At 48.6% G+C, this 26,490-nt stretch carries 21 protein-coding genes and 2 pseudogenes; 10 read left to right on the plus strand and 13 right to left on the minus strand.

What is annotated here, in order from left to right; translation table 11 throughout:
• Positions 1 to 31 precede the first annotated feature (31 nt).
• The gene (locus KIU71_RS01865; protein ID WP_214129461.1) at positions 32 to 2,152 is read right to left on the minus strand and encodes an ABC transporter permease subunit; all 2,121 of its coding nucleotides are present in this window, start codon (positions 2,150 to 2,152) and stop codon (positions 32 to 34) included.
• Positions 2,153 to 2,298: 146 nt separating this feature from the next.
• On the opposite strand from KIU71_RS01865, the gene KIU71_RS01870 reads away from it, so the two are divergent.
• The 3 genes from KIU71_RS01870 (at position 2,299) to ppx (ending at position 6,507) form a co-directional block, all read left to right on the plus strand.
• A complete protein-coding gene (locus tag KIU71_RS01870) occupies positions 2,299 to 2,811 on the plus strand; it encodes a glycine cleavage system protein R (protein WP_214129462.1) in 513 nt (170 codons plus the stop codon).
• A 107-nt stretch (positions 2,812 to 2,918) separates the two neighbouring features.
• Positions 2,919 to 5,000, plus strand: coding sequence for a polyphosphate kinase 1 (gene ppk1 / locus KIU71_RS01875; RefSeq protein WP_214129463.1), 2,082 nt, complete (start codon positions 2,919 to 2,921; stop codon positions 4,998 to 5,000).
• Entirely contained in the window at positions 4,987 to 6,507 is a 1,521-nt protein-coding gene (gene ppx / locus KIU71_RS01880; protein ID WP_214129464.1) for an exopolyphosphatase, read from the plus strand. The genes ppk1 and ppx overlap by 14 nt, the downstream gene beginning before the upstream one ends.
• A gap of 186 nt (positions 6,508 to 6,693) precedes the next feature.
• Here ppx and KIU71_RS01885 read toward each other — a convergent pair whose 3' ends face one another.
• From KIU71_RS01885 to tkt, 4 genes are read right to left on the minus strand one after another with little or no spacing between them, the layout of a single operon-like run.
• Complete coding sequence (locus KIU71_RS01885; RefSeq protein WP_214129465.1) at positions 6,694 to 7,593, minus strand: fructose bisphosphate aldolase; 900 nt, start codon at positions 7,591 to 7,593, stop codon at positions 6,694 to 6,696.
• 60 nt (positions 7,594 to 7,653) lie between these two features.
• Positions 7,654 to 8,844 (minus strand): phosphoglycerate kinase, encoded by a 1,191-nt coding sequence (locus KIU71_RS01890; RefSeq protein ID WP_214129466.1) that lies wholly within the window; start codon positions 8,842 to 8,844, stop codon positions 7,654 to 7,656.
• Between the two features lie 11 nt (positions 8,845 to 8,855).
• Positions 8,856 to 9,878 carry an erythrose-4-phosphate dehydrogenase gene (gene epd, locus KIU71_RS01895; RefSeq protein ID WP_214129467.1) on the minus strand — a complete coding sequence of 341 codons (1,023 nt, stop codon included), beginning with the start codon at positions 9,876 to 9,878 and terminating at the stop codon, positions 8,856 to 8,858.
• Positions 9,879 to 9,881: 3 nt separating this feature from the next.
• On the minus strand, positions 9,882 to 11,882 hold the full coding sequence (gene tkt, locus KIU71_RS01900) for a transketolase (protein WP_214129468.1): 2,001 nt from the start codon (positions 11,880 to 11,882) through the stop codon (positions 9,882 to 9,884).
• A gap of 260 nt (positions 11,883 to 12,142) precedes the next feature.
• Between tkt and metK the strand changes: the two genes are divergently transcribed.
• Positions 12,143 to 13,294 (plus strand): methionine adenosyltransferase, encoded by a 1,152-nt coding sequence (gene metK / locus KIU71_RS01905; RefSeq protein WP_214129469.1) that lies wholly within the window; start codon positions 12,143 to 12,145, stop codon positions 13,292 to 13,294.
• 3 nt (positions 13,295 to 13,297) lie between these two features.
• Here metK and KIU71_RS01910 read toward each other — a convergent pair whose 3' ends face one another.
• Both KIU71_RS01910 and KIU71_RS01915 read right to left on the minus strand, forming a co-directional pair.
• Positions 13,298 to 13,669, minus strand: coding sequence for a hypothetical protein (locus KIU71_RS01910; protein ID WP_214129470.1), 372 nt, complete (start codon positions 13,667 to 13,669; stop codon positions 13,298 to 13,300).
• 162 nt (positions 13,670 to 13,831) lie between these two features.
• Entirely contained in the window at positions 13,832 to 14,569 is a 738-nt protein-coding gene (locus tag KIU71_RS01915) for a hypothetical protein (protein ID WP_214129471.1), read from the minus strand.
• A 246-nt stretch (positions 14,570 to 14,815) separates the two neighbouring features.
• Here KIU71_RS01915 and KIU71_RS01920 point away from each other — a divergent pair, with 246 nt between their 5' ends.
• Complete coding sequence (locus KIU71_RS01920; protein WP_214129472.1) at positions 14,816 to 15,967, plus strand: sensor histidine kinase; 1,152 nt, start codon at positions 14,816 to 14,818, stop codon at positions 15,965 to 15,967.
• Positions 15,967 to 16,614 (plus strand): response regulator transcription factor, encoded by a 648-nt coding sequence (locus KIU71_RS01925; protein ID WP_214129713.1) that lies wholly within the window; start codon positions 15,967 to 15,969, stop codon positions 16,612 to 16,614. The genes KIU71_RS01920 and KIU71_RS01925 overlap by 1 nt, the downstream gene beginning before the upstream one ends.
• A 24-nt stretch (positions 16,615 to 16,638) precedes the next feature.
• Here KIU71_RS01925 and KIU71_RS17990 read toward each other — a convergent pair whose 3' ends face one another.
• The 3 genes from KIU71_RS17990 to KIU71_RS01935 are packed head-to-tail and all read right to left on the minus strand — an operon-like array spanning position 16,639 to position 19,163.
• A complete protein-coding gene (locus KIU71_RS17990) occupies positions 16,639 to 16,812 on the minus strand; it encodes a hypothetical protein (protein ID WP_315853223.1) in 174 nt (57 codons plus the stop codon).
• A 51-nt stretch (positions 16,813 to 16,863) separates the two neighbouring features.
• The gene (locus KIU71_RS17995; protein WP_315853224.1) at positions 16,864 to 17,136 is read right to left on the minus strand and encodes a hypothetical protein; all 273 of its coding nucleotides are present in this window, start codon (positions 17,134 to 17,136) and stop codon (positions 16,864 to 16,866) included.
• On the minus strand, positions 17,136 to 19,163 hold the full coding sequence (locus KIU71_RS01935) for an NADPH-dependent 2,4-dienoyl-CoA reductase (RefSeq protein WP_214129473.1): 2,028 nt from the start codon (positions 19,161 to 19,163) through the stop codon (positions 17,136 to 17,138). The genes KIU71_RS17995 and KIU71_RS01935 overlap by 1 nt, the downstream gene beginning before the upstream one ends.
• Positions 19,164 to 19,329: 166 nt before the next feature.
• On the opposite strand from KIU71_RS01935, the gene KIU71_RS01940 reads away from it, so the two are divergent.
• The 3 genes from KIU71_RS01940 (at position 19,330) to KIU71_RS01950 (ending at position 23,716) form a co-directional block, all read left to right on the plus strand.
• On the plus strand, positions 19,330 to 20,358 hold the full coding sequence (locus KIU71_RS01940) for an ecdysteroid 22-kinase family protein (RefSeq protein WP_250207180.1): 1,029 nt from the start codon (positions 19,330 to 19,332) through the stop codon (positions 20,356 to 20,358).
• A gap of 231 nt (positions 20,359 to 20,589) precedes the next feature.
• Positions 20,590 to 23,091, plus strand: coding sequence for a vitamin K epoxide reductase family protein (locus KIU71_RS01945; RefSeq protein ID WP_214129474.1), 2,502 nt, complete (start codon positions 20,590 to 20,592; stop codon positions 23,089 to 23,091).
• The gene (locus tag KIU71_RS01950) at positions 23,084 to 23,716 is read left to right on the plus strand and encodes a hypothetical protein (RefSeq protein WP_214129475.1); all 633 of its coding nucleotides are present in this window, start codon (positions 23,084 to 23,086) and stop codon (positions 23,714 to 23,716) included. Before KIU71_RS01945 ends, KIU71_RS01950 begins: the two co-directional genes overlap by 8 nt.
• A gap of 180 nt (positions 23,717 to 23,896) precedes the next feature.
• Here the strand turns inward: KIU71_RS01950 and KIU71_RS17750 are convergent.
• Positions 23,897 to 24,127 (minus strand): annotated as a pseudogene (locus KIU71_RS17750) (PfkB family carbohydrate kinase); the annotation flags it as partial.
• 110 nt (positions 24,128 to 24,237) lie between these two features.
• Between KIU71_RS17750 and KIU71_RS01960 the strand changes: the two are divergent.
• Positions 24,238 to 24,609 (plus strand): annotated as a pseudogene (locus tag KIU71_RS01960) (integrase core domain-containing protein); the annotation flags it as partial.
• 210 nt (positions 24,610 to 24,819) lie between these two features.
• On the opposite strand, the gene KIU71_RS01965 reads toward KIU71_RS01960, so the two are convergent.
• Positions 24,820 to 25,731, minus strand: a complete 912-nt coding sequence (locus tag KIU71_RS01965; RefSeq protein ID WP_214129476.1) for a GntR family transcriptional regulator — start codon at positions 25,729 to 25,731, stop codon at positions 24,820 to 24,822.
• A gap of 91 nt (positions 25,732 to 25,822) precedes the next feature.
• Entirely contained in the window at positions 25,823 to 26,461 is a 639-nt protein-coding gene (locus KIU71_RS01970) for an FMN-binding negative transcriptional regulator (protein ID WP_214129477.1), read from the minus strand.
• Between the last annotated feature and the right edge of the window lie 29 nt (positions 26,462 to 26,490).

Below are 26,490 nucleotides of genomic sequence, written 5' to 3' on the forward strand. Positions count from 1 at the left end.
GGGTTATACACGCGATTGAGCAAACGAGGCATCAGTGAGCGTTCCGCTGGCGTGATCGCGTTCGAATGAGCTCGGCGAACGTATTAATGATAAAGGTAAACACAAACAAGATCAGCGCGGTAAAAAACAACACGCGATAATGTGCGCTGCCTACCTCAGATTCAGGCAGTTCAATCGCCAGATTCGCTGTCATCGCGCGCAATCCTGCGAATAAGTCCCAATCCGCTACCGGCGTATTGCCGGTTACCATCAGCACGATCATGGTCTCACCAAATGCGCGCCCAAAGCCCAGCATTAGGGCAGCAATAATGCCGGGAAACGCGACTTTCAGCACCACATTTTTTAACGTCTGCAAACGAGTCGCCCCTAACGCGAAAGACGCTTTTTTTATCCCATCAGGTACTGCATCAATAGCATCTTCGGCCAGTGAAAAGATGGTAGGTGAAATGGCGATACCCAGTGCAATGGCCACCACCAACGTCGTTTTGTTTATCTGAGTATCAAACAACCATGCACTGAACGGCATGTTCAACTGCTGACTTAACCACAACATGCCATCCAGCCCGTGGTAAATACACAACGCTGCGATACCCGCTACTGCAAGCGAGATCAAAGGCAAGCCCAACGTGCGACGCAGCCAGTGTGGAAACGATTCAATTAATTGCGCCTGAAAAAACGCTGCGATAAGCAGTGCGAGCGGCATAACGATGATAAACAAACACAGTGCTATCAAAAATTGTTGCGCCATAGGCGCTAACCACACCGCGGCAATAAAACCAATCACAACAGACGGAATGGCTTCAAGCATTTCAATGGTAGGCTTGATTTTGTTGCGAATTGTCGAGTGCGCGAAAAAGGCCGTGTAAATTGCTGCCCCCAGGGCGAGCGGAACCGCAATCATCAGTGCGACGAATGACGCTTTTAAAGAACCGATGATAAGCGGCACCACACTAAATTTTGACAGTTGGTAATCTGTCGCATTCGTGGTTTGCCACACGTATTCGTGCTCAGCGTAACCCGTGTATTGCTGTGGCTCAAAAAGAGAGGAAAGCGTTGATGCACTGGCCCGATTTTTCACGTTCCACAATTGAATTTGTTTAAACATATTTAGGTACAGCACATCATCAAACCAGTGAAGCATCAATGGTCTATCAACCAATGCATAGTGGTGCAGCACCTCACCGGTAACCCGATTGAACAACAATATTCGATTCTTATTGGTCAGAATGAGGCCCAGGTTAACACTTGCATCAACACTGACGTTGACGGCAGCTTCTTCCTGCGCCAGCGGGATCTGATACAACGGCGTTAAGCGAAACTGACCGTCACGATTGATCAATGACCATTTGTTCAACTGCCCGGCTTCTCGGCTTTCATACACAGCGCGGGGGTCTTCGGTCAGGCTGAGAAACCCATTCAAAAAGCCTTGTTCGGTAACGGGTTGGGTAACCTCGCTATTAAACGTTCTTAACGAGACACCGTCGCGGGTGGCAATGATCGTAGCGTCTGCCGAAGGCATTGGGGTGATCATCGCTTCGTCATTGAACTGTTGTAAATAGGATCGAGTCGGCCGCTGTTGATCAACCCAGAGTACGTTTTTACCGTTGGCATCAGTAAACTGTACAATCACCCAGCGCCGTGCGACGCGAACAGTCAGTGAGCCCTTTTCTACGGAGTTGGACGGCAAAGCCGTGGTTAAAAAGGGCACCAGTTCAGTGTCTCGTTCACTGCCCACTATTTGATGAATTCTAACCAAGCCACCCACAACATAGTCAGCAACATACGTACTCCCCGCATAAGAGGTTGCGACAACTTGCGCTGAGCAAGCGAGCGCACTGCTGCGAACCCGTTGTAACACCCGCGTGACCCCAAGAGTGTAAAATTGCAGATTACAATCTTGTGAGCGTGTAATCAGTAACTCGCCTCGTGCAATATCACCGATAGCAATCACTGTTTGATCGTTTGGAATGTGCAGTGTTTCTGCATAGCGAATAGACGGTGATTTGAACAGAGGAAGGGCATTGCTGACGAGATGCCAAATCAGCACGCCAAGCGTGAGTAGCACGGCCCAACCGAAAAAGACCACCACGCGCTGAGCTATAAAATCGAAGCGAGCTCGCTTACGCTGGCGCAAGGAAGAAGTTGTTTGCATTGCGAAAACAAAAAAACGTTATCAATTATAGCCTTGCAGCAGTGTAAGTCGTGCTATTGTAATAGCAAGCATTAATTCAATGGCGTCGTCGGAAGACGCCATCGTTGCATCGCCATTTTGACATAACATGGAGTCAACCATAAGCCATGAAATCACTCGTAATCAGCCTATTCGCAGAAGACAAACCGGGTATCGTCGATGCCCTCGCAAAAGTGGTTAAACAGCATCAGGGAAACTGGCTAAGTAGCCGCTTTGCGCACATGGCAGGCCAGTTTGCAGGATTTGTCGAAGTTAATATCGCGCAGGACCAAGCAGAGCCGTTGCTAGAGGCGCTAAATGCGCTGCCCGGATTGACCGTGCATACGGCGGATCCGGTAACGGCACAGCAACCCCCTATGACCACCGCGTATTTCTCGATCATGGGCAATGATAAATCAGGGATCGTTAGCGAGATCACGTCGATATTGCAGCAATTTAACGTCAATATTCTTGAATTCGATTCAAGCTGCAATAGCGCCCCCAATTGGGGCAGTGAAATGTTCACAGCGCAGTGTAAGGTTGCGATCCCGGATGGCTTAGACATTGACGATGTTCAGCAAGCATTGGAATCTATTGCCAACGACTTGATGGTGGATATTTCATTCAAAAAAACATCCTGACGACACGCTGTCATTTGACTGTCATCAATGGCTGCAATGCTCTGTGGCTTTATTGACTCGCCATACCCGTGTCGGTTTGGTTTTTGTATGGTTGATTTAGGTTTTTTATGCAAAACGAAGAACTGTATTACCCCAAGGAATTAAGTTGGCTTGCGTTCAATGAACGCGTGCTTCAAGAAGCCGCAGATAAGAATAACCCCATTGTTGAACGAATTCGCTTTTTGGGGATTTATTCCAATAATCTCGACGAGTTTTACCGCGTTCGCGCTGCCGACGTGAAACGATTTATTACGATCGCACTGAACGAAGGCGACGATGCAGAGGCCGCCAGGCAAACCCAACTGATGGCGGATATACAAGCCAAAGTGCTGACCTTAAGCGATAAATTTAATGAAATTCATCGTGATATTGAAAAAACGCTGGCACGTTACAATATTTTTATTGTGCGCCACAATACGATTAACCCGTATCAGGCCACGTGGTTAAAAGCGTTCTTCAAAAACAAAATTCTGCGTCATATCGCACCGATCCTCATCGACAGTAAAACCAAATTACTTGACCGGCTTAATGGTACCTCGGTGTATCTTTATGTGGCGATACGTCGAGAGGGCCGTACCACCCGTTACGCGGCAATCCAAATTCCCACCAGCGAAATGTCGCGCTTTATCGTGATACCACCGGAAAAAAGCCGTAAGAAAAAGCACATCATTTTGATCGACGATGTCATCCAACTATGCCTTGACGATATTTTTCGCGGATTTATTAAATTTGACTCGCTGGAAGCGTTCTCGTTTAAACTGACGCGCGATGCTGAATATCGCATCAACGACGAGATTGACGAAAGTTACGTTGAAAAAATGTCTGAAAGCATGAAGCAACGCATGATTGCCGAGCCAGTGCGCGTGATACACGACTCTGAAATGCCCGCGGATATGGCTAAGGATTTGCGTAAGCGTTTGAAAATTAGTCGGTTAGATACTGTGCTAGCGGCCGGCCATTACCGGAACTTTAAAGATTTCATTGGTTTCCCTAACGTGGGCCGAGACTACTTAGAGCACCCTCCGCTCCCCGCCATCGATGCCAGAGCATTCTCGCAGCACGACACCGTTTTCGACGCGATCAGCGCAAACGATATTCTGCTGTATTACCCCTATCATCGCTTTTTGCACGTCACTGAATTCGTGCGGCAGGCCGCGTTTGACCCCAGTGTCAAAGCCATTCGCATCAATATTTACCGTGTTGCCAGCAATTCTCGGATTATCAATTCACTGATTGACGCTGTCGACAATGGTAAAAAAGTCACTGTTGTGGTTGAGTTGCGCGCACGCTTTGATGAAGAAGCTAATATTGGTTGGTCGAAAACGATGACTGATGCGGGTATTCGGGTAGTGCTTGGGATCCCGACCCTAAAGATCCACAGTAAGCTCTGTGTTGTGAGTCGTGAAGAAAAGAATCAGTTGGTTCATTACGCGCACTTTGGCACTGGTAACTTTAACGAGAAAACCGCCAAAATCTATACTGACTTTAGCCTTTTCACGCGCAATCAAGAGCTTGCTGAAGAAGCCGTCAGCGTATTTGATTTAATCAACTACCCGTACCGCCGCTACAAGTTTCAGCATCTGCAAATTTCACCCTTGAATGCGCGTACCAAAATCCAGTCGCTTATTCGCTCGGAAATTCAGCACCTCAATCAAGGTTCACGCGGAGAGATAACCTTTAAAATCAACAATCTCGTCGATAAAGAGCTGATTGATGATCTGTATCGAGCCGGTCAGGCTGGTGTCAAAATTCGCGGCATTGTTAGAGGCATGTGCTCACTCATTCCAGGGGTGAAAGGCTTGAGCGAGAATATTCATATCATCAGCGTAGTGGACCGCTTCTTGGAGCACCCTCGTGTGATGGTGTTTGAAAATGGCGGCGATAAAAAGGTATTTATTTCGTCAGCCGATTGGATGACACGCAATATGGATAATCGTATCGAAGTGGGTTGCCCGATATACGACCAGACGCTGATCAAAGAAATTGTCGATATGCTCGAGATCCAATTCCAGGATACTCTCAAAGCGCGCGAAATTGATGCATTACAACAAAATCGCTACGTAAAACGCGGTAATCGTAAAAAACTCCGTTCGCAAGTCGAGTTGTACGATTACCTGCTCAAAAAAGAAGAGAAATATGACCCCCAGTGATACCGTGTTAAGCGATATTGAAACCCGCGATGTGAAAAAAGTGGCCGCGTTGGATATTGGCTCAAACAGCTTTCATTTGGTGGTAGCACGCATTGTTGCTGGCTCGGTGCAAATTGTGCATCGCGTCAAACAAAAAGTGCGCCTCGCGGAAGGTTTAGTGGGCAACAAGTTAAGCGAAGAAGCCATCCAGCGCGGTTTGGATACCATGGCAATTATCGCCGAAAGCCTGAAAGGTTTCGAACCAGATTCGGTGCGAATTGTGGCAACGCACACACTGCGTAAAGCGAATAACGCGAGTAAGTTCATTGCCCGCTCACGACAGATTTTACCCTACCCCGTTGAGGTTATTTCCGGTACAGAAGAAGCACGGCTGATTTACAGTGGGGTTGCGCATACGTCGCATTCTGATGGGCAACGCTTGGTGATTGACATTGGTGGTGGCTCAACGGAGTTTATTATTGGCGAAGGCTTTCAGGCGAAGCTGTGCCGCAGTGTGCAAATGGGTTGCGTCAGTTATACCACGCGCTTTTTTCCTCAGGGCGAGTTAAAGGCAAAAGCGTTCAATAAAGCCATTACCGCCGCCCAACAGGCGTTAGAGCTCATCGAAGACAAATACATTCGGCTCGGCTGGCAGGATTGTATCGGTACGTCGGGTACGATCAAAACCATCATCGCTTTATGTCAGGAAAATGCTGAAAAAGACGCACCAGTAACGCTGAAACAGCTGAAAGATTTGATGAAAAAGTGCATCGATGCCAAACATACTGATGCATTGGATTTTCCAGACCTCAGTGAAGATCGTCGCCCCGTACTCGCTGCCGGTTTGGCAATACTCATTGGCGCGTTCAAAAGCCTTAATGTGACCTCTATGCAGTTTTCCCCAGCCGCGTTGCGTGAGGGCGTGCTGTATCAAATGAGTGATGCTTTGGTACATGCTGATATTCGTGGGCGCACTGCGCAAAGTCTCGCGACCCGCTACGATGTTGACACCGAACAGGCCACCTTGGTACATACCACTGCACTTACGTTGTTTGACGCCTGTAATGATGCCTGGCAGCTCGATGCCACTGAGGCGCGAAGTATGCTGAGTTGGGCAGCATTGCTACATGAAGTGGGCCTGCAAATTAACTCCCGTCGCCTACAACGTCACGGCGCTTACATATTGCAAAATGTTGATATGCCAGGGTTTAATCAGGAACAGCAGTTGCTATTGTCCACGTTAGTACGGTATCAACGTAAAAAGATCCGCCGCGACGATATTCCTGAATTTGACCAATATGCAACAGACACAGTGTATAAGCTCATCGTGCTATTGCGCCTTGCCGCATTATTAAACTTAAAACGCCAAGTTGGTTTTTTATCTGCTTTTGACTTAGCGGTAACGGAGAACCATGTTCACCTCACCTTCGAGCCACAATGGTTAGACAACAAACCGATATTTGAAGCCGATTTACTGCAGGAAAGTCACTACCTCAAGGCGCTCGATATCGAGTTTTCGTTCCGTTAGCGCGTATGCCATTGTGCTGCTATAGGCATTTATCTCGCAAGGCCGATTAAGACTAATGGCAGCCGATAAATTTACTGGAATGGTATTTCAAACGATTGACATTGAGGTCGGCGAATTTAGGCTCAGCTAAGCACTTATGGGTATTGTTACTCGCCGCTACAAGAGGGTGTAGCGGCGAGTAAGTACTTACGTGCGCGACGCTTGGTAGATGCTTTCAATCGTGGCATCAAGCGTGGCGTTAAACTGTTCGTCGGATTGCTGTGCAGAAACCCCCTCAGTCAACGCTCGCGAAAAGCTGGCGATCATACCGTGGTTTTCGCTGAGCTTCTGATTCGCATCATCGCGCGAATAGCCGCCTGACAATGCAACCACTTTCAGCACATTCGGATGCTCAATCAATTCACGATAAAAGTTTGCTTGTTCGGGCAATGTTAATTTGAGCATAACCTGTTGATCAGCGTCTAACAGGTTCAGTTGAGTCAGAATTTCGAGCTTTAACAGAGCCTCAGCCTCGGCTTTCTGCGGGCTGTGAATGTCAACTTCCGGCTCGATGATGGGCACTAGACCCGCCGCGATAATTTGCTTACCAACGTCAAACTGTTGCTCTACCACGGCTTTAATACCGTCATGATTTGCCATTTTCACCACAGAACGCATTTTGGTTCCAAATACGTCTTGCGCATTGGCTTTTGCCAGCAGCGCATCCAAACCGGGCATTGGCTTCATCATCTGAGCACCATGCTGTTCGTCAGCCAACCCCTTGTCCACTTTTAAAAATGGCACTACCTGCTTTTCTTCCCAAAGATAGCGTGCAGAGGATTTGCCTGCAATTTCTCTGTCCAAGGTGTTCTCGAACAAAATTGCACCCAGCACGCGATGACCATTAAATGCCTGCGCCGTGACAATCCGAGTGCGCATTGCATGCACAGCGGCGAACATTTCATCATCGTTGGCGTAAGCCGATTCATCCACACCATAAAGTTTAAGCGCTTTGGGCGTGCTACCGCCGCTCTGATCCAAAGCAGCAATGAAACCGGTGTTATTTCTGATCTTGTCTAGCATTGCCAATTGGGCGTTAGATGCCATTTTCGCGACTCCTTTTATTTTGCCCTGAGGGGCACGTAGGGTAATAAGATGTTATTGTTATTATGCGTACTTGCTTGCCAATATGGCAACGGCGGGCAAAGTCTTGCCCTCCAAAAACTCTAAAAATGCACCACCACCCGTGGAAATATACGATACTTTATCAGCTATACCGTACTTGTCGACTGCCGCTAGCGTATCGCCACCACCAGCAATCGAAAATGCATTGCTGTTGGCGATTGCCTGAGCAATTGCCTGCGTACCTGCGCCAAACTGGTCAAACTCAAACACGCCCACAGGGCCATTCCATACAATGGTACCCGCCTGTTCCAGCACCTTCACCAAATGCGCCGCTGAATCCGGGCCAATATCAAAAATCATGTCGTCGGCGGTGACGTCTTCAACGCCTTTCGTAGTCGCTGAGGCTTGCTCAGAAAATTCCGTACCGGTGACCACATCTGTCGGCACAGGGATATCTCCCCCTTGCGCCTGAGCCTGCTCAATCAAACGCTTCGCTTCTGGTACCAAATCCATTTCAACCAGCGATTTCCCGACATCATGGCCTTGCGCAGCAATAAAGGTATTGGCAATGCCGCCACCAACAATAAGCTGATCAACTTTGGTGGATAACGACTCCAATACCGTCAGTTTGGTCGATACCTTTGAACCGCCCACAATAGCGACTAAAGGGCGTGCTGGGTTATCTAGCGCCTTACCTAAGGCATCTAATTCACCCGCCAATAATGGCCCTGCACAGGCGTCTTTGGCAAACTTCGCAACGCCGTGGGTAGAAGCCTGAGCGCGATGAGCGGTGCCAAACGCGTCCATCACAAACAAATCGCACAATGCGGCGTACTGTTTGGCTAGCGCATCGTCATCGTTCTTCTCACCGATGTTAAATCGCACGTTTTCCAGCACGGTAACACTGCCGACAGGCGCGTCTACGCCGTTTAAATAGTCTTTTGCTAACAACACCGGAGCCTCTAAGGCTTCGCTTAAATAATCGACCACAGGTTGAAGTGAATACGCCGCTTCAACCTGCCCTTCTGTTGGGCGACCCAGGTGCGACATAACCATCACTGCGGCACCGGCACTCAATGCCTGCTTCAGTGTAGGTATAGATGCTTTAATACGCGCATCAGAGGTTACTTTGCCGTCTTTCACGGGCACATTGAGGTCTTGACGGATCAAAACGCGTTTATTGCTTACATCAAAGTCAGCCAGTGTTTTGATTGAGTGTGTGATGGACGTCATTACGTAGCTCCCTAATGAAAATTGGTTTGATGCATGGCAAGTGCCGTATCGATCATTCGATTGGCGAAACCCCATTCGTTGTCGCACCACACGAGCATCTTAACAAGGTGTTTGTGACTGACTCGGGTTTGCGTGCCGTCGACAATGCACGAATGCGGGTCGTGATTGAAGTCGACCGACACCAGCGGCTCTTCTGTATAACTGAGAATCGTCGTTAAACGCCCTTGGCACGCTGCCTGTATCGCTTGATTGACTTGCGCTATGTTAACACTTTTTTCCACCGTGACACTTAAGTCCATGGCGGTCACATTGATGGTTGGAACACGCACCGCTATCGCCTCAAACTTTCCAGCGAAGTGCGGCAAAATACGCTCAATACCCACCGCTAAACGCGTGTCAACGGGAATAATGGATTGGCTTGCTGCGCGGGTTCGGCGCAAGTCAGGGTGGTATGCATCAATCACTTGTTGATCATGCATCGATGAATGAATAGTGGTTATGGTGCCGCTTTCCACTGAAAACGCCGCATCAAGAGTTCTGATGACCGGCACGATACAGTTGGTGGTACAACTGCCGTTTGACACCAATTTGTGATCTGGCAACAACTCGTGATCGTTAACGCCAAAGATAATGGTCGCATCCATGTCGGGCTCGCCCGGTTGCGACAATAAGACTTTGCCGGCGCCAGCGTGCAAGTGCTGAGCAATGTCATTGCGGCTGATAAACGCGCCAGAGCACTCCAGCACAATGTCCACGTCTAGCTCATCCCACGGTAGCTGGCTTGGGTCTGCTTCATGCAATAAACGAATGCGATCATCAGCAACCAGTAAATCGCCGTTGTCGCGTTTTACAGGAAGATGAAAACGGCCATGCGCCGTGTCGTATTTCAGTAAGTGCGCAATGCCCTCAGGATCCGCGAGTTCGTTGATCGCAACAATGTGAATATCGTTGTTACGCCCTGTTTCATACAGGGCGCGCAACACGTTCCGACCTACTCGGCCAAAGCCGTTGATAGCAACACGCAGTGCAGGCATTCGCTACAGCGACAATGCAGCGTCAACCACTGCTTCAGCAGTGATGTTGAAATGCTTGAACAAGTCGCCTGCTGGCGCTGACTCGCCAAAGGTATCCATGCCAACAATGGCACCGTCAAGCCCAACGTACTTATACCAGGTATCTTTGCTCAACGCCTCCACCGCGACACGCTTAGTGACGGCTCGTGGCAGAACTGATTCGCGGTACTCAGCGGTTTGCTGTTCGAACACATCCATACACGGCATCGAAACGACGCGAACCTGATGGCCCTGCTTATCGAGCGTGTCTGCTGCCTGCATCGCCAATTCGACTTCCGAACCGGTGGCGATCAAAATCAAATCGGGCGTTGCCTTGGTGTCTTTTAGCACATAAGCACCGCGCGCAATATTGTCTACTTGTTGTTGGTCACGCGTTTGCTGCGGCAACCCTTGACGGGTAAAGATCAAGGTGCTTGGCCCGTCAGTGCGTTCAATGGCTGCCTTCCACGCAACGGCTGACTCGACCTGATCGCACGGACGCCAGTTGTCGAGATTAGGCGTTGCGCGCAGCGCAACCAATTGCTCAACAGGCTGATGGGTTGGGCCGTCTTCACCCAAACCAATCGAATCATGCGTATACACAAACACGCAAGGAAGCTTCATGATCGCAGCCATACGCACTGCATTGCGCGCGTATTCCATAAACATCAGGAAGGTAGCACCGTAGGCTTTAAACCCACCGTGCAACGCGATACCGTTCATGATCGCCGACATTGCGAATTCGCGCACGCCGTAATAAATGTAGTTGCCAGAGGCATCCTTGGCGGTCAACGGCTGACTGCCCGACCATAGCGTAAGGTTTGAGCCAGCCAAATCTGCCGAACCGCCCAAAAACTCGGGTAACAACGGACCGTAGGCATTCAGCGCATTCTGTGAGGCTTTACGCGTTGCGACGTTCTCAGGGTTGGCTTGTAACTGAGCAATATACGCGTTCGACTTTTCAGCCCAATCAGCCGGTAACTCATTGCGCTGGCGGCGCGTAAATTCGCTGGCTAATTCAGGATGCTCTTTCGCATAGGCATCAAACAACGCGTTCCATTCCGCTTCATTAACCTGCCCCTTTTCCAGCGCACTCCACCCTGCATAAATCGATTCTGGAATATCAAATGCGTCATGCTGCCAGCCGAGAGCCTCGCGCGTAGCGGTAATTTCGTCGTCACCCAAGGGCGCACCGTGACAAGATTCAGTGCCTTGTTTATTGGGTGAGCCAAACCCAATCACCGTTTTACAACAAATCAGGGTTGGCTGAGCTTTGTTTGCGCGGGCTTTTTCAATCGCATTGGAAACTTGTTCGGAGTCGTGCCCATCAACACCATCAATCACCTGCCAACCGTAGGCTTTGAAGCGTGCCGCTGTGTCATCGGTAAACCAGCCTTCAACTTCACCATCGATCGAAATACCGTTGTCATCCCAAAACGCGATTAACTTGCCCAGACCTAATGTGCCTGCCAGCGAACACGCCTCATGAGAAATCCCTTCCATCAAACAGCCGTCACCTAAAAAAGCGTAGGTGTAATGATCAACAATCGGATATTGGTCACGATTGAATTGGGCAGCCAGCGATTTTTCAGCAATCGCCATACCCACGGCATTGGTGATGCCCTGCCCCAGTGGGCCCGTTGTCGTTTCAACGCCAGGCGCATAACCATATTCAGGATGCCCTGGGGTTTTAGAGTGCAACTGTCTGAACTGTTTGAGATCATCAATGGACAAATCGTAGCCAGTTAAATGTAGCAACGAATAGATCAACATGGAGCCATGCCCATTAGATAACACGAAGCGATCACGGTTTGCCCAATCAGGGTTGGTCGGGTTGTGTTTCAGCACATCTCCCCACAAAACCTGAGCAATGTCTGCCATGCCCATCGGTGCGCCGGGATGGCCGGATTTCGCTTTTTGTACCGCATCCATGCTTAACGCTCGGATGGCGTTCGCGAGTTCGCGACGAGATGGGTTGTTTGACATGAGTTCTCCTAAATGATCTTTTTCTGCATGTAAGCGTTAGTAACCGCTTAAATCAACACGCTGCGAGGACGGGTATTCTCACTCAGAGCCCGCGTCAGTTCAACGGGTTTTACATGTATTTCCGGTTTAAGTGTCAAGCAAAGTTAACAAATAGACTTTTAGACGTCTAGATGTAAAGACTGGTAATTTAAAGTATTCGCGGTAGACTAACGATAAAGGCAGTACGCGGTGATAAAACCGTACACCAATGGAGTCGCCCTATGGCAAAACAACTTTTTACGTCTGAGTCGGTTTCTGAAGGCCATCCAGATAAAATTGCTGACCAGATATCTGATGCGGTATTGGACGCGATCTTAACACAAGACCCACACGCGCGCGTCGCGTGCGAAACCTTCGTGAAAACCGGCATGGTGCTGGTCGGTGGTGAAGTGACCACCAGCGCGTGGGTTGATATTGAAGAACTCACCCGCTCTACCGTCAGGAACATTGGCTACACCCACTCAGACATGGGCTTTGATGCCGATAGTTGTGCTGTGCTCAATGCCATCGGCAAACAGTCACCGGATATCAATCAAGGCGTCGACCGTGAACACCCCGAAGAACAGGGCGCTGGCGACCAAGGGTTGATGTTTGGCTATGCGACGGATGAAACAGACGTGTTAATGCCGGCGCCTATCACCTATTCACATAGGCTAGTGCAGAAGCAGGCAGAAGTACGTCGCTCTGGTGCATTGGAATGGCTTAGACCTGATGCAAAGTCACAAGTGACCTTTGTGTATGAAAATGATCGCCCGGTAGGCATTGATGCCGTGGTTTTATCCACACAGCATTGTGATTCAGTGAGCACCGAAGCACTGCGCGAAGCGGTGATGGAAACCATCATCAAACCGGTACTGCCTGCTGAGTGGTTGACGAAAGACACGCAGTTTCATATCAACCCGACCGGACGCTTCGTGATCGGCGGTCCGATGGGCGATTGCGGTTTAACCGGTCGTAAAATCATTGTAGATACCTATGGCGGTATGGCGCGCCACGGTGGAGGAGCATTCTCGGGCAAAGATCCCAGTAAGGTCGATCGCTCCGCCGCTTACGCGGGTCGCTATGTGGCAAAAAATATAGTCGCAGCAGGTTTGGCAAAACGCTGCGAAATTCAGGTGTCTTACGCGATTGGTGTCGCGCACCCCACATCTATCCGTATTGAAACTTTTGGCACGGGAGTCATCTCAGACTCAGCATTAACCGCCTTGGTCAGAGAGCATTTCGACTTGCGCCCTTACGGTCTGATCAAAATGCTTGATTTGGAGCGCCCGATTTACCAGCCAACGGCTGCGTACGGTCATTTCGGTCGTGAAGAGTTTCCATGGGAAAAAACCGACCGCGCCGAAGCACTTAAAGCTGCGGCAGGAGCTTAATCGCTAACGCCGACGCCACGGGCGTCGGTAATCTTTTTCCATCAGCGCGACCAAACGAACGCGGTTAGTACAGTACATGTCTAACCCCGTTTTAATCATTTCTCGGTGCAAATACCGCTCGAACCAATAGGCCGCTACCCCCGCAAACAGGGTTACCCCTAAACAAACCCAGCCATTAAATGGCATGAACAGCCAAGGCAGCATTGCAATGCATAGTCCCGCCCCGACAGGCAAGGCCACGTAACGCAAAAGGTATTGATGAAAGGTGAGTTTTGAAAACCCATAATTGCGCGCTAACGCAATTGCGGCGCGCTGTTTCTCCGGCGGCAGATGCTCAACCTGAGGAAATTTACCAACGAGATAGGCGGTTTTCATTCGATGCACCTTTGAAGTAGAGTCATTAAAGCCTGCAAGAATCAGCTGAGATCAACCGCACTGACAGTCCGTGACGTTCGTCTAGCTTACATCATCAGGCTTTAGTCTAGCCTACTTTGCCTAACCGAACACCTGTACTACCACACAGGTTAGTGAGGTGATTTATGACTGATGCAACCCAAGTTTTTTTGCATACCTCGATGAAATTATGCTGGTCGCGATCCCACCGGCAACACCCGGCGCAATCCAGAAAGCAATCTGCCATGCGCCCAGCTCACTGAATACGGTTCTGCCACCAAAGGCAATGAATGCGGTGTATGCACCGATAGCTGAGCCAATCATGGCGCCGATGTGCTCAATAATCCACTGATTTTGCTTGATCGATTTTCGCAGCACATAGCGCAACATGCTCAGTGCGATGGAAACGCCCAGTAAGCCAAAGACAATATGCAACATACCGCCAGTGATTGCACCATGAAACAGACATATTACGCCACCGGCCAGCAGAAGCCATAAAGGCGCCTGGTACTGAAACCGACGTAAAAGCGCGCGATTGTTTCGAGCGACCAACACCGCGGCACCGTGCCGGGTTGAGGTGTAGCTAACCAGGCTGAGATACAACAGAAAGCCATACATGGTCTGAGTATATTCAAGCGCGGCGGCAGGGTCAGGCGATGCCATAATTGCCTGACCATGTATCGCGTAGGGCATAAGCAATACAATGATTGCCATCATCGCACCAGTCCCAGCAACAGCGTACATCGTATTTTTATAGTAGTGACCGAAAGTTACATGATTAAGCTGACCTTTCTTACTCAGCATAGGGATCCAGAATAAGACTAATGCTGCACTTCCCACAACAATATGCAGCGCAAATAGTAAAGAGTGGAATGTTGCCATGATAGAGCTCCTGTCACCGCTTGTGGGTGAATATCCAATGAATGAGCAGCAGCATAACCGCCCATGGGCGTGCTGATGAGTGCCGAAAGTCATCAGTTTGAAATGTGACTTTTTACCTATTGGCGAGCTTCTGCGACAAAGGCATACTAGAGCGTGTTTAGAACCACCGCTTTTTATGCTGCCGAGCGTTCATGTTCAATTTGTGTCGGCTTTTAAGGTAACTGTCATTGGTAAGGATTTTGGTCAGTGAAATTGCGACTTCCTTTTGATGTTGAGTCACTCACTGCAGTGATGACGTGGCTATTCGTGACGGTCAGTGCGCTGGTGCTAATGCTGCAAAATGACCGTTTTTCATCGGCAATCGTTGCGCTTGTCGCGTTCTTATATGTGACTTACATCGTGCTTTGGCTTGCCGCCAGCCGAAAATTAGCGTTCTCGCGTGACAACCCGACCAGAATTGGATTAATCCTGCTGCAGGTCTTGGTTATTCTGGGTATCTATTGGCTGGTTCCGTTTACGTTCAGTGCGATACTGGCAGTGCTGACTTGCACATTACTGCCGTTTATTCTGCCATTTCGTGTTGCCTTGTTTCTCTCGCCATTCTTTGCCCTGCCCATGGCACTTATCTTTACGTTTCACTGGCAAATGCAAGGCGCATGGCTCAGTGCTGCCCTATTTTGGACATTCAATGTGTTTGCACTCGTGATGATTAATACCACGCTGAAAGAACGAGAAGCCAAAGAATCATTGAGCGAGGCTCATCAAGAATTAGTGGCAACCCAGTCGCTGCTTACCGCAGCGACTCAACAGTCTGAACGCATACGCATCGCTCGTGACATCCATGATTTGCTGGGGCATCACCTCACCGCGCTGGCCATAAAACTGCAAGTGGCAAGCCGAATTTCTGACGGTGATGCCAAAACACAGATTGACGAGTGCCATCAATTGGCAAAGCTGCTCCTCAGTGATGTGCGAGAGGCGGTTTCCGAAATCCGAGAAAAATCCAGCATTGATGTTGAACACGCTTTAAAGGCAATTGCTGCAGCAACGCCGCAACTGAAGGTTGACCTCACTATTGATGATAATCTGGAAATTCAGCACGTCAGCACCGCAGAGACCATTTTACGTTGTGTACAAGAAACGATTACGAATACCTTGAAGCACAGCAATGCAAGCAAACTTACCGTTGCACTAGACACTGATTCTGCTGACTGCCTGCGACTCACCTTGCATGACAATGGGGTGCACACGACTGAGCATTTTCAGGCTGGAAACGGGATCACGGGGATGCGAGAGAGAGTTTATGCTCAAAAAGGTCACATCGATGCACGCAAAACACTGCACGGATTCACAACCCTGATAGAGCTGCCGCTAACAGCGTCATCTGGCACATTATGATGTATCGCATCTTACTCGTTGATGACCAAATGTTGGTGCGGAGCGGTATAAAAAGTCTGCTCAGTCTGTCGCCAACAATCCACTCGATTGAAGAGTGTAGCGATGGCGAACACGCGCTCGACATACTGCGTGAACGGGCTGCGCAATTCGATGTTGTATTACTGGATATTCGAATGCCGCGGAAAGACGGCATCTCAGCGCTGCAAGAATTGCGCGCGCAGGGCATCGACATACCGGTACTGATGCTAACCACGTTTGACGAGCACTCGCTGGTACTCGAAGCCATTCAAAGTGGCGCAAATGGATATCTGTTAAAGGACGTGTCGCTGGAAACCTTAACCGAGGCAATTACCACGGTTGCCAATGGAGGAAGACTCATTCAACCGGCGATCACGGAAAGGCTTTTAACGGGGCTAGCGAGCAAGAAGAATACCTTTGACGCGTCTCTATTACCGGAGCCACTCAGTCCTAAGGAACAGGAACTTCTGCGCTTAATGGCGGCCGGTTGCAGTAATCGCGAAATGGCAGAGGCGATGTTCAAATCAGAGGGCACCATCAAAAATCAGGTCTCAAGCATTTTGAACAAGCTGGGCGTGAGAGACCGCACTCGTGCGGTACTTAAAAGTATTGAGCTTGGCATTATTTAACCGGCATTCGGCTAATTAAACGCCTTATGCCGAGCGCTCCATCACTTTTGCATACGTTTGCTGGATAATCATCGCATCGACACTGGCGCGATGGCGAGCCCCGCCATGCTGCTGGGCGACCGCTTGTTTGGTATCGTCCCACATCATTAACTGTGCTTCTTTGAGAATGGCCTCCAGCGGGCTGATCCGAAAACGCATTGCGCATCCTGAGTGCGCAAACAAGCGTGTTAACCAAGGGGAATCGACCACCTAGGCGTCGCTATAAAGTTGTTCGTTGTGCAAAAATTGATTCAGTTCGTGGCAGACTTCAACGGCATCTAATCCGTGCGTGAGCAACACTTCCCGACGGATGCCATGCAGTGCTTCGGCCTCTTTGTCCCAATGCAGCCAATCCGATAACGGTTTGATCAGTTTGCAATATCGAGCGCCATCGGAACGAACAACACCGATTTCAATCGGATAACTGTTCGCGCCGAAACCGCTGGCCTCGACATCAATAATGGAAGGTAGCCACACCGGCATTAGATTTCAGCGGCCAGCTCGGCCCCCTGCCTAATCGCGCGCTTTGCATCCAACTCAGCGGCCACATCAGCGCCACCGATCACATGTACCGTCATCTGCACTTGTAACAACTCGTCTTTCAACTCGGTAAGCGGATCTTGGCCCGCGCAGATAATCACATGATCGACTGCGAGCACTTTTGGCTTATCATCAATGACAATGTGCAAGCCCTCATCATCAATTTTTTCATAGGTGACGCCAGCGATCATCTGCACTTGGTGGTTCACCAGAGACGCTCGGTGTACCCATCCTGACGTTTTACCCAGGCCCTTACCCACTTTAGTGGTTTTGCGTTGCAGTAGAAACACTTCCCGCGCGGGCTCAACCGGCGCTTTTTCGGTGAGAGCGCCTGGTTTAGAAAACGTTTTATCAACGCCCCAATGCGACAGCCATTGATCAACATCTGTGGTTAAGTGTGCCTGCTCGACCAAATACTCAGAGACGTCAAATCCAATCCCGCCCGCACCGATCACAGCGACGCGTTGTCCGACGGGTTTATGGTCGCGCAAGACATCTAAATAGCCCATCACTTTCGGATGCTCAATACCGGGGATCGAAGGCGTGCGAGGTTTAATGCCCGTGGCCATGATCACTTCCGTAAAGCCTTGCGCTCTCAACAGGTCGGCATCTGCTCGTGTATTTAAGTGCAGTGTGACACCGGTTACTTCAAGCTGGCGAGCGTAGTATCGCAACGTTTCGTAAAACTCTTCTTTACCGGGAATTTGCTTGGCGTAGTTAAATTGCCCACCGATTTCACCGCTTTGTTCGAATAAATGCACGTCATGCCCACGCTGCGCGGCGTAAGTGGAGAATGCTAAGCCTGCCGGACCGGCGCCGACGACCGCCAATTTCTTTGGGCTAGCAACCGACTTAAAGATCAGCTCGGTCTCATAGCAGGCTTGCGGGTTCACCAAACAACTTGCTCTTTTCTGTTCAAACGCATGATCCAGACAGGCCTGATTGCACGCAATACAGGTGTTAATCAGATCAGATTCGTTCCGCATCGCCTTATTAACAAACTCAGCATCGGCTAAAAAAGGCCGAGCCATTGAGACCATATCCGCATGACCTTGCGCCAAAACTGACTCGGCAACTTCGGGCATATTAATACGATTAGTGGTGATCAGCGGTATAGACACTTCCGATTTCATGCGCTGAGTTATCCAGGTAAATGCAGCACGCGGCACAGAGGTAACAATGGTGGGTACACGCGCTTCATGCCAACCGATACCGGTATTGATCAGCGTTGCCCCCGCCGCTTCAATCTGCTTCGCCAGATAAACAACGTCTTCCCACGGTGCGCCACCCTCAACCAGATCAAGCATGGATAAGCGGTAGATAATGATAAACTGTTCACCCACTTTCTCTCGCACTTGCTTAACCACTTCTATGGCCAACCGCGCGCGATTCTCAAGGCTTCCGCCCCATTCGTCTTCGCGATGATTAGTGCGTTCACAGAAAAACTGGTTAATTAAATACCCTTCTGAGCCCATAATTTCTACGCCATCATAGCCCGCCATTTGCGCATACCCTGCGCAGTCAGCGTAGTCTTTAATAGTGCTCCACACGCCTCGCGACGATAATGCTCTGGGTTTAAAGGGCGAAATAGGTGCTTTGACCGCCGATGCCGAGACTGCAAATGGATGATAACCGTAGCGCCCGGAGTGCAAAATCTGCATACAAATTTTGCCGCCGTTTTGGTGCACAGCATCGGTGATCACGCGATGTTTTTTCGCATGCCGCTTGCTGCTCATTCGCCCCGCAAACGGGGCAACCCAGCCTGCAATGTTAGGGCTAATGCCGCCAGTAACGATTAGGCCGACGCCACCCCGCGCGCGCTCTGCGTAAAACGCCGCCAGTTTATCAAACCCTCCCTTCTCTTCTTCAAGACCCAGATGCATTGAGCCCATCAGTGTACGATTCTTAAGTGTGGTAAATCCTAGATCAAGCGGGGCGAGTAAATGCGGGAACGGTGACGTATTGGACATGTTAGAAGCCTTATTCTGTTGCTCAGCAAAGAGTATGCAGGTTGGGGACAATACGCAAGCGGTTGTCCACTCGGCTGTTGATTTATGCGGTATCAGGCTACACATAGACTATGTAGACAAATACTTAAGAAGATATAACGCCAACTGGCAAAGGAACTTATAAAAATTGACGGATGAAATACACCAGCATTTAACCGCAATGCGGGGTGGTTCTTCAGTGGAAAAGATCCAGACTATCCAATTGTTGTGGAGCGGTTACGGTGAAATTGCTCGCTACGCGTTTAAAAACACCAACGACACAGTAATTGTGAAGTCTGTAACCCCGCCGCAGACCCCATCACATCCTCGTGGCTGGCAAAGCGCTGTGTCGCATCAACGGAAGCTGGCGTCTTATAGTAATGAACAAATTTTTTATCGTGATTTCTCCCAGCTAACTGACGCTACATGCCGAACGCCGCGCTATTACAGCAGCGGGGAGAGTGGCGATAGCCGTTGGGTAGTGATGGAGGATTTAGATGCAGCAGGTTTTGATGGCAGACACCAGAGCGCTGATAAACAGTTAGCGTCGAAAGGCATTCATTGGCTCGCTGGCTTTCACGCACGATACATGCGCACACCCACCAAAAGGTTGTGGCCAGTCGGCACTTATTGGCATTTCGCCACACGGCAGGAAGAATGGCGCGCTATGCCAGACAGCAAACTTAAGCAGCATGCGCGAGCAATTGACTCGGTGTTGAACGGCGCCCGGTTTCAAACGTTACTACACGGCGACGCAAAATTAGCTAATTTTTGTTTTGTGAGTAAATCACCTCATCACCGCGAAGAAGCCGATATCGCCGCCGTTGACTTTCAGTACGTGGGGAGCGGCTGTGGCGTTAAAGACGTCATGTATTTTTTGGGAAGTTGTTTTGATGCCCGCCAGCTTTATCAACACGCGCCAGCGCTGATTGACGAGTACTTTACAGCATTGCGTTCCGCGTTGACTGACAGCACACTGAATACAAAACCATTCTCACCGCATCAAATGAATGCGTTAGAAGCTGAATGGCGTCGCTTATATTGTTTTGCAGTCGCTGATTTTGAGCGATTTTTGGCCGGTTGGTCGCCAGAGCATCGCAAGCGCAATGCGTATTCTGCAAAGCTTACGGATATGGCGTGTGAGATCATCAAAAATGGCTCACCTCACTGTCCTTGACGGATTTTCACTACCGTGTAACTACGCAATACGATGCCGAAAATTTTACGCAATAATGTGTAGTTAGCGAGCAAGACTTGACCGTCCGAGTATTCATGGACTGCGCTAAACCATTGTTTTTATTTGTGTTGATACATACAGACTCGCAATCACCTGACTGGCAAATTATCTGCATCTTCTGCGCTTTTAGATAACGCGGCGATAGACTCATCCGGTTCAAGGGAGACGCTGATGAATAATAGTGCGAGTCAGTCAAGTTCGGGAAGTGAAGAAGCAACCAACCCCATTGTTATTGTCACTGGCGCATCCGGTAACATAGGCGCTAACCTTTGTCAGGCGCTATCCCCCAATTACACCACCATCGGTTTAGATGTTGAAGCTTGTGAGGATGCCGATGATAGCTACGAATGCGATCTCACTTCATTGGCTTCTATTGAATTGATATTGCATAAAATACGCGAAAAACACGGAGAACAGATCGCTGCTGTATTTAATTTAGCTGCCTATTTTGATTTTACCGGTAAGTCACACCCACTATATGACCAGTTAAATGTTCAGGGAACGGCGGCTCTGCTAGACGCCTTGCAATCGTTTCATGTCGACCGGTTTATTTACGCTTCAACCATGCTAGTGCATCAAGCGGCAGAGCCCGGTATCAAGATTGATGAATCGACGCCTATCGATCCTCAGTGGGCTTATCCTGAGTCAAAAGCGAAGGCGGAGGAAGCCGTCAAAGCGCACTGCAAAGACATACCCTATAGTATTATACGTTTAGCGGGTCTGTACGATGATGAAAGTGCTGTACCCACGCTGTCTTACCAGATAGCTCGTATCTATGAAAAAGACTTTAAAAGCCACGTTTACGCGGGCGATCTGATGGCCGGGCAGGCTTTCATCCACCGGGACGACATGCTGGACTTGTTTACACAGGCATTAGACAAGCGCAACGAGCTCCCACAACAACATGAAATTCTGGCGGGTGAAGAAAGCGTTATGGGCTACCGAGCCTTACAAAACCGTATCGGGCAATTAGTTTTCGGCGAGCAGACGTGGGATACCTTCACCGTGCCAGAACAGCTTGCAAAAGCCGGAGCTTGGGTGCAGGAAAAGTCAGAGCCCATTATACCGGACGCGATTGATTACGGTGAAAAACCCTTTATTAGACCGTTCATGATCGATCTGGCTTCTCAGCACTATCATCTTGATATTAGCAAGGCAAAAGCCGAGCTGTCATGGGCACCAAAATATTCCATCTACGATAAGCTAGCAGACATCATTGCCGCCCTAAAAGCGGATCCCTCTCACTGGTATCAGGTTAACGGGATCACCCGCCCCGACTGGATACAAACCGCCGCAGAAAAGAATGAACAACCTCACGAGCTGCGCAAAAAGCATGAAAAAATCTTTCGTCAACAACACCGTCAGTTTTTGTGGGCGCACTTTATCAATATGGGCTTGGGATTATGGCTGCTATGCGCTCCTTTCCTTATGGGGTATGAATCGCAGGCCATGCAATGGAGCAACATCGGCTCGGGTGTTGCAGTCCTGCTGTTCAGTTATATCGCGTTGTCGTGGCGACATAGTTGGGCGCGCTGGGCAACCGGCGCTATGGGTTTGTGGCTACTGGCCGCCCCATTAGTGTTTTGGGCGCCAACCGCTGCCGCCTATTTGAATGACACGCTGGTGGGGATGTTGGTCATCGGTTTTGCGGTGTGTTCCAGGCCTACCCCAGGGGTATCCTGCGTTGCCGCTGAAACAGGCCCGACCGTTCCACCAGGGTGGGAGTTTAACCCATCCGGTTGGTTACAGCGTATGCCAATCATCATTCTGGCTTTCGTCGGATTCTTTATTTCGCGCTATCTATGTGCCTATCAACTTGGCCATATCGATGCAGTCTGGGACCCATTTTTCGGTGGTTCAGCCAGCGATCCGCAAAACGGCACAGAAGAAATTATTACGTCAGCTTTTTCTAAAGCGTGGCCAGTACCGGATGCCGGTTTGGGCGCCATGACATATGCGCTTGAAATTATAACTGGCTTAATGGGTTCAGTCCGACGTTGGCGCACCATGCCTTGGCTAGTCATGCTGTTTGGTATCATGATAGTGCCCTTGGGCGCTGTCTCAATATTTTTCATTATCATTCAACCCATCCTCCTCGGTACGTGGTGCACATTGTGCCTTATCGCGGCGGCCGCCATGCTCATCCAGATTCCTTATTCGCTGGACGAACTTATTGCGACTTCAGAATTTCTGTATCGCCGTAAAAAGCAAGGCCGCCCACTGCTGCGCATCTTTTTTATGGGCGATACTGATAAAGGTCAATGGGACAACAAAAAGGATAATTTTGAACGTCCCGCCAGCACTATCATCAAAGATATGCTCGGTGGCGGGGTGACCTTGCCATGGAATCTCGCAGTGTGCATTCCAATCGGCATCTGGTTGATGTTTACGCGTGTCACGCTGGGCGCTGATGGGGGGATGGCAAACGCGGATCACCTTATCGGAGCGTTGGCCATTACCGTGGTGATCACAGCGCTGGCGGAATCAGGCCGTACGGTTCGATATGCACTGATCCCGCTTGGCGCCGCATTGTTTGTTACGCCATTTGTATACGATGCCAGTGTGGCAGCGATTATTTCCAGTGTGCTATGCGGTGCAGCATTGATTGCATTGAGCTTCCCCAAAGGCACTATCCACAACAGCTATGGTTTGTGGGATAAGACCATTGTTTAACGGGTTCTCAATCGGCGTTAATTTAGCCATTTTTTGTGCACTTGCCGGTATTGTTTGGCTGGCCGGAACGCGACTTTCGTACCTGATTGATGCCATTGCAGAGCAAACCCAGATTGCGCGAGCGTTCTTAGGCTTAATTTTACTGGCAACCGCAACGGAATTACCTGAATTCGTTACCACGATCACAGCCTCATCCAGTGGCAATGGAACGCTAGCGCTCAATAACATGTTCGGTGGCATGTTGATGCAACTCGCGGTGCTGAGTGCTGCTGACTGGTGCGTAAAAGATGGCACCTTATGCGCAAAACCACACAAGCCTAATGTTGCTGTTGCAGGCCTTCTTTGTATCGTGCCGATGGCGGCTGTGTTAATTGCCAGCCTGTTTTCAGATTGGCTGAGTGTTTCAATGTTTGGCGCACAACGCATCGGATTGGGCAGCTTAGTGGTCGGTGTGCTCTATTTAATCGCAATGTATCTTCTAAAAACCATGCAAGGCCGTGATACCTGGAGCGCGGTCGACTTGCCTGACGAACAGCGAAGTTCTGACGATAGGCGCGAGAATAAATTTGATGACAAGTCGCGTAGCTATTTAATCAGTTTCTCAATTGTATGTGCGCTGGAATAGCCATAACCGCTATCTACTGCATCGCACTATTGATGCGTGCAAAACGCAAAGTGGCCGGCATGGGGTTGGAATCGTGGATACTCGCCTTGTGTTATGTGGCGAGCTTAGGAGTGCTATTCAGTTTGCGCTAGGTAATTTGCCCAGACATTAGCGCAGAAAATTGCATTATCTTAGTATCTCTCATAAATTTTGATGTAAAGCCTGTGTAAAGACATCGACCGGAATGATCGCGCCAGGATGTTGAATAACGATAGAGGCGGCGGCTGAAGCAAGCTGTACCGAATCGGCAATCGTCCGCCCCTCGAGCCGCGCACCAAGATATACCCCGTTAAAGGCATCCCCCGCAGAGGTTGTATCCACTACATTCTTTGCGGGGATGACAGTATGGGTAGATCGTTTTCTACCGTGTTTAGCACTGTCATCAAAGGTCACTACCGAGTGACCGCTTTGAAAGATTTTTAGTTGTGGGTGCTGGTGAAGCGTAACAGTCAACTTAACTGAATCAGACTTAAAACTAATTCAAATTAACCGCCGTTTCGATTAATGGCACGATGGTAGCGCGTTTTCTCGACCAAATGATTGAGCAGCGTGGCAAGCCTAACTCAGTTGTTTGCGACAACGGCACCGAATATACCAGTAAAGCTATGTTCTTTTGGAGTAAACAAAGCGACGTAAAACAGAGTTTTATTCAGCCGGGCAAACCAACACAAAACGCATTTATTGAAAGTTTAAATGGCAAATTTAGAAATGAATGCCTAAACCAGCATTGGTTCAGGACCTTGGACGAAGCGCGTTACGAAATAGAGCTATGGCGAGAACACTACAACAATATTCGACCCCATAGTTCGCTTAATTTTATGTCGCCAGTTGAGTTTGCAAAACAGGCAACATAATATAAAAAATCTCTTCCGTGAATTGGTACTAATCTCGGGGATAGGTCAATTTAGTTATAAAATTACGGCAGGTGACGTATAAGGAACTGCAATAGTGAATAGGCGAAGTCATTGCCTTAACCCATGCAAGCCTATAATGATAGTAAGGAGACTTACTAGTCGATATTCTTATATTGCTCGTTAAGTTAAGTTAAGTGTTGAAGCCAACTATTAAGTGAGGTCTTTAGCGATAGATAGATGCCGTTTAAGAAGTGTAGATGCCCACTCTCTGTCGTTCTTAGATAATGCATCAATGATTGTCAGATGTTCTTCACATGATTGAATAATTCTGATGTGGTCATGTGTTTGCATGTAATCAAATTCTAATACTTGGCGAATTCGGTTTTGATGCTTTACGGATTCAATATAGAATTGATTGTTAGAAAACTCAGCAAGTAGCTCGTGAAATCGCCTATTCATATCAAAAACTTTAAGCATCGTTTCTACAGAGGTTCTTCGCTTTGAGTCAATGTTCCTCTGCGAATTATCAATGGTCAATTTGTGCTCCGCTTTAATTCTTGAGAGTAGTATTTGGTCAACTTCAAATGTATCGACTAATAATGACGCTGGCTCAAGCGCAAGTCTAAAATTGTAGGAATCTCTCTTAAGCGTCGCAGACGCTGGACTCACAAGAATTTTCCAGCCGTGCCCCGACTCCCTGTGAATGATACCGTCTTGCTTCAACCGATTTAGTGTTTTGGTAAGTACACTGCGCTTTATTTCGTATCGATTAACTAGTTCGGTTTCATTGACTGAGGTTGGCAATAAATTCTTACCGCAATCTCTTATTATGTTGAAATATAGTTTATCTTCTTCACTGGCTGGAAGTTTTTGAACAACGCTGTCAAGTTTCGATTTGTCAAAATTAAAATAATAGCCCTTATTCTGAACATAAGTGAAAACGCCGGCTTTTGCAAGAAACCCAAGTACTGCCCTAACGGGTGTTCGACTCACGTTAAGATAATCAATCAATAAAGACTCTGTAATATGATCCCCATTTTTTACATTATCCAATTTTAAAAATTCAATTGTTTTTCGAGTAAGTTCGACCTGCAGCGAGTTTAGTGACTCAATAGATTCCATATTCACACATTATATGATTTGAATTTTTGAAGGATATAATAACAAATAAGAATGTAAATCGTAATGGCGCAATAAATCAGTACTCCTTGACTCATTGACGGGTTTTGCCACGAGCGCGTTTGCTCAATTGCGTTTTCAAAACTTTTGCCATTGATTTGTTCTCGTGTTTTTCAAGGCGTTCGATCGCACTAATTACACTTTTTAAATCTTCTAAACTTTTGTCCTGGCTTAGCTTTTCTGCAAAGTGGATTGAATGGATCTCGATAGTAAATGCTGTGATCTGTTTCAGAAACGCATGTAAATTTGATTCGCAAACATCTTTGAATGACCACCGTCGCGGCTGTTTTGATTCAAATTTTTCAATGGTTTTGTCTAAGACAGCTTTAGTCTCATCTAGGTCATCTACAAATGTCATTGTCCCATCGACATGGCAGGCTTGATAGTTCCATGTTGGGACATCGTCGTCACCTTCGTAACTGCTTGCGCTCACATAGTGGTCCGGTCCGGAAAAGATAGCTTTTACTGAAATTCCGTCTTCTTTGGCCTGCGGATTTCGCTTTGCAAAATGTCCTAAAAGTTTGAATGCCGACTCGGTCTTGTAAAGCACTAAAGGAATATGTGTCGCATGTATTTGCTTATTTGCACTAATTAAAACAGCAAATGGATGTCGAGCAATAAAATCAAGCGCATCATGTTCATTAGTATTTTTAAAATAGTGTGGAATGTACATCAAGTTAAACCTTTAAAAATTAAATTGCA

The sequence above is a fragment of the Alteromonas oceanisediminis genome, assembly GCF_018474025.1.
Classification (GTDB): domain Bacteria; phylum Pseudomonadota; class Gammaproteobacteria; order Enterobacterales; family Alteromonadaceae; genus Alteromonas_E; species Alteromonas_E oceanisediminis.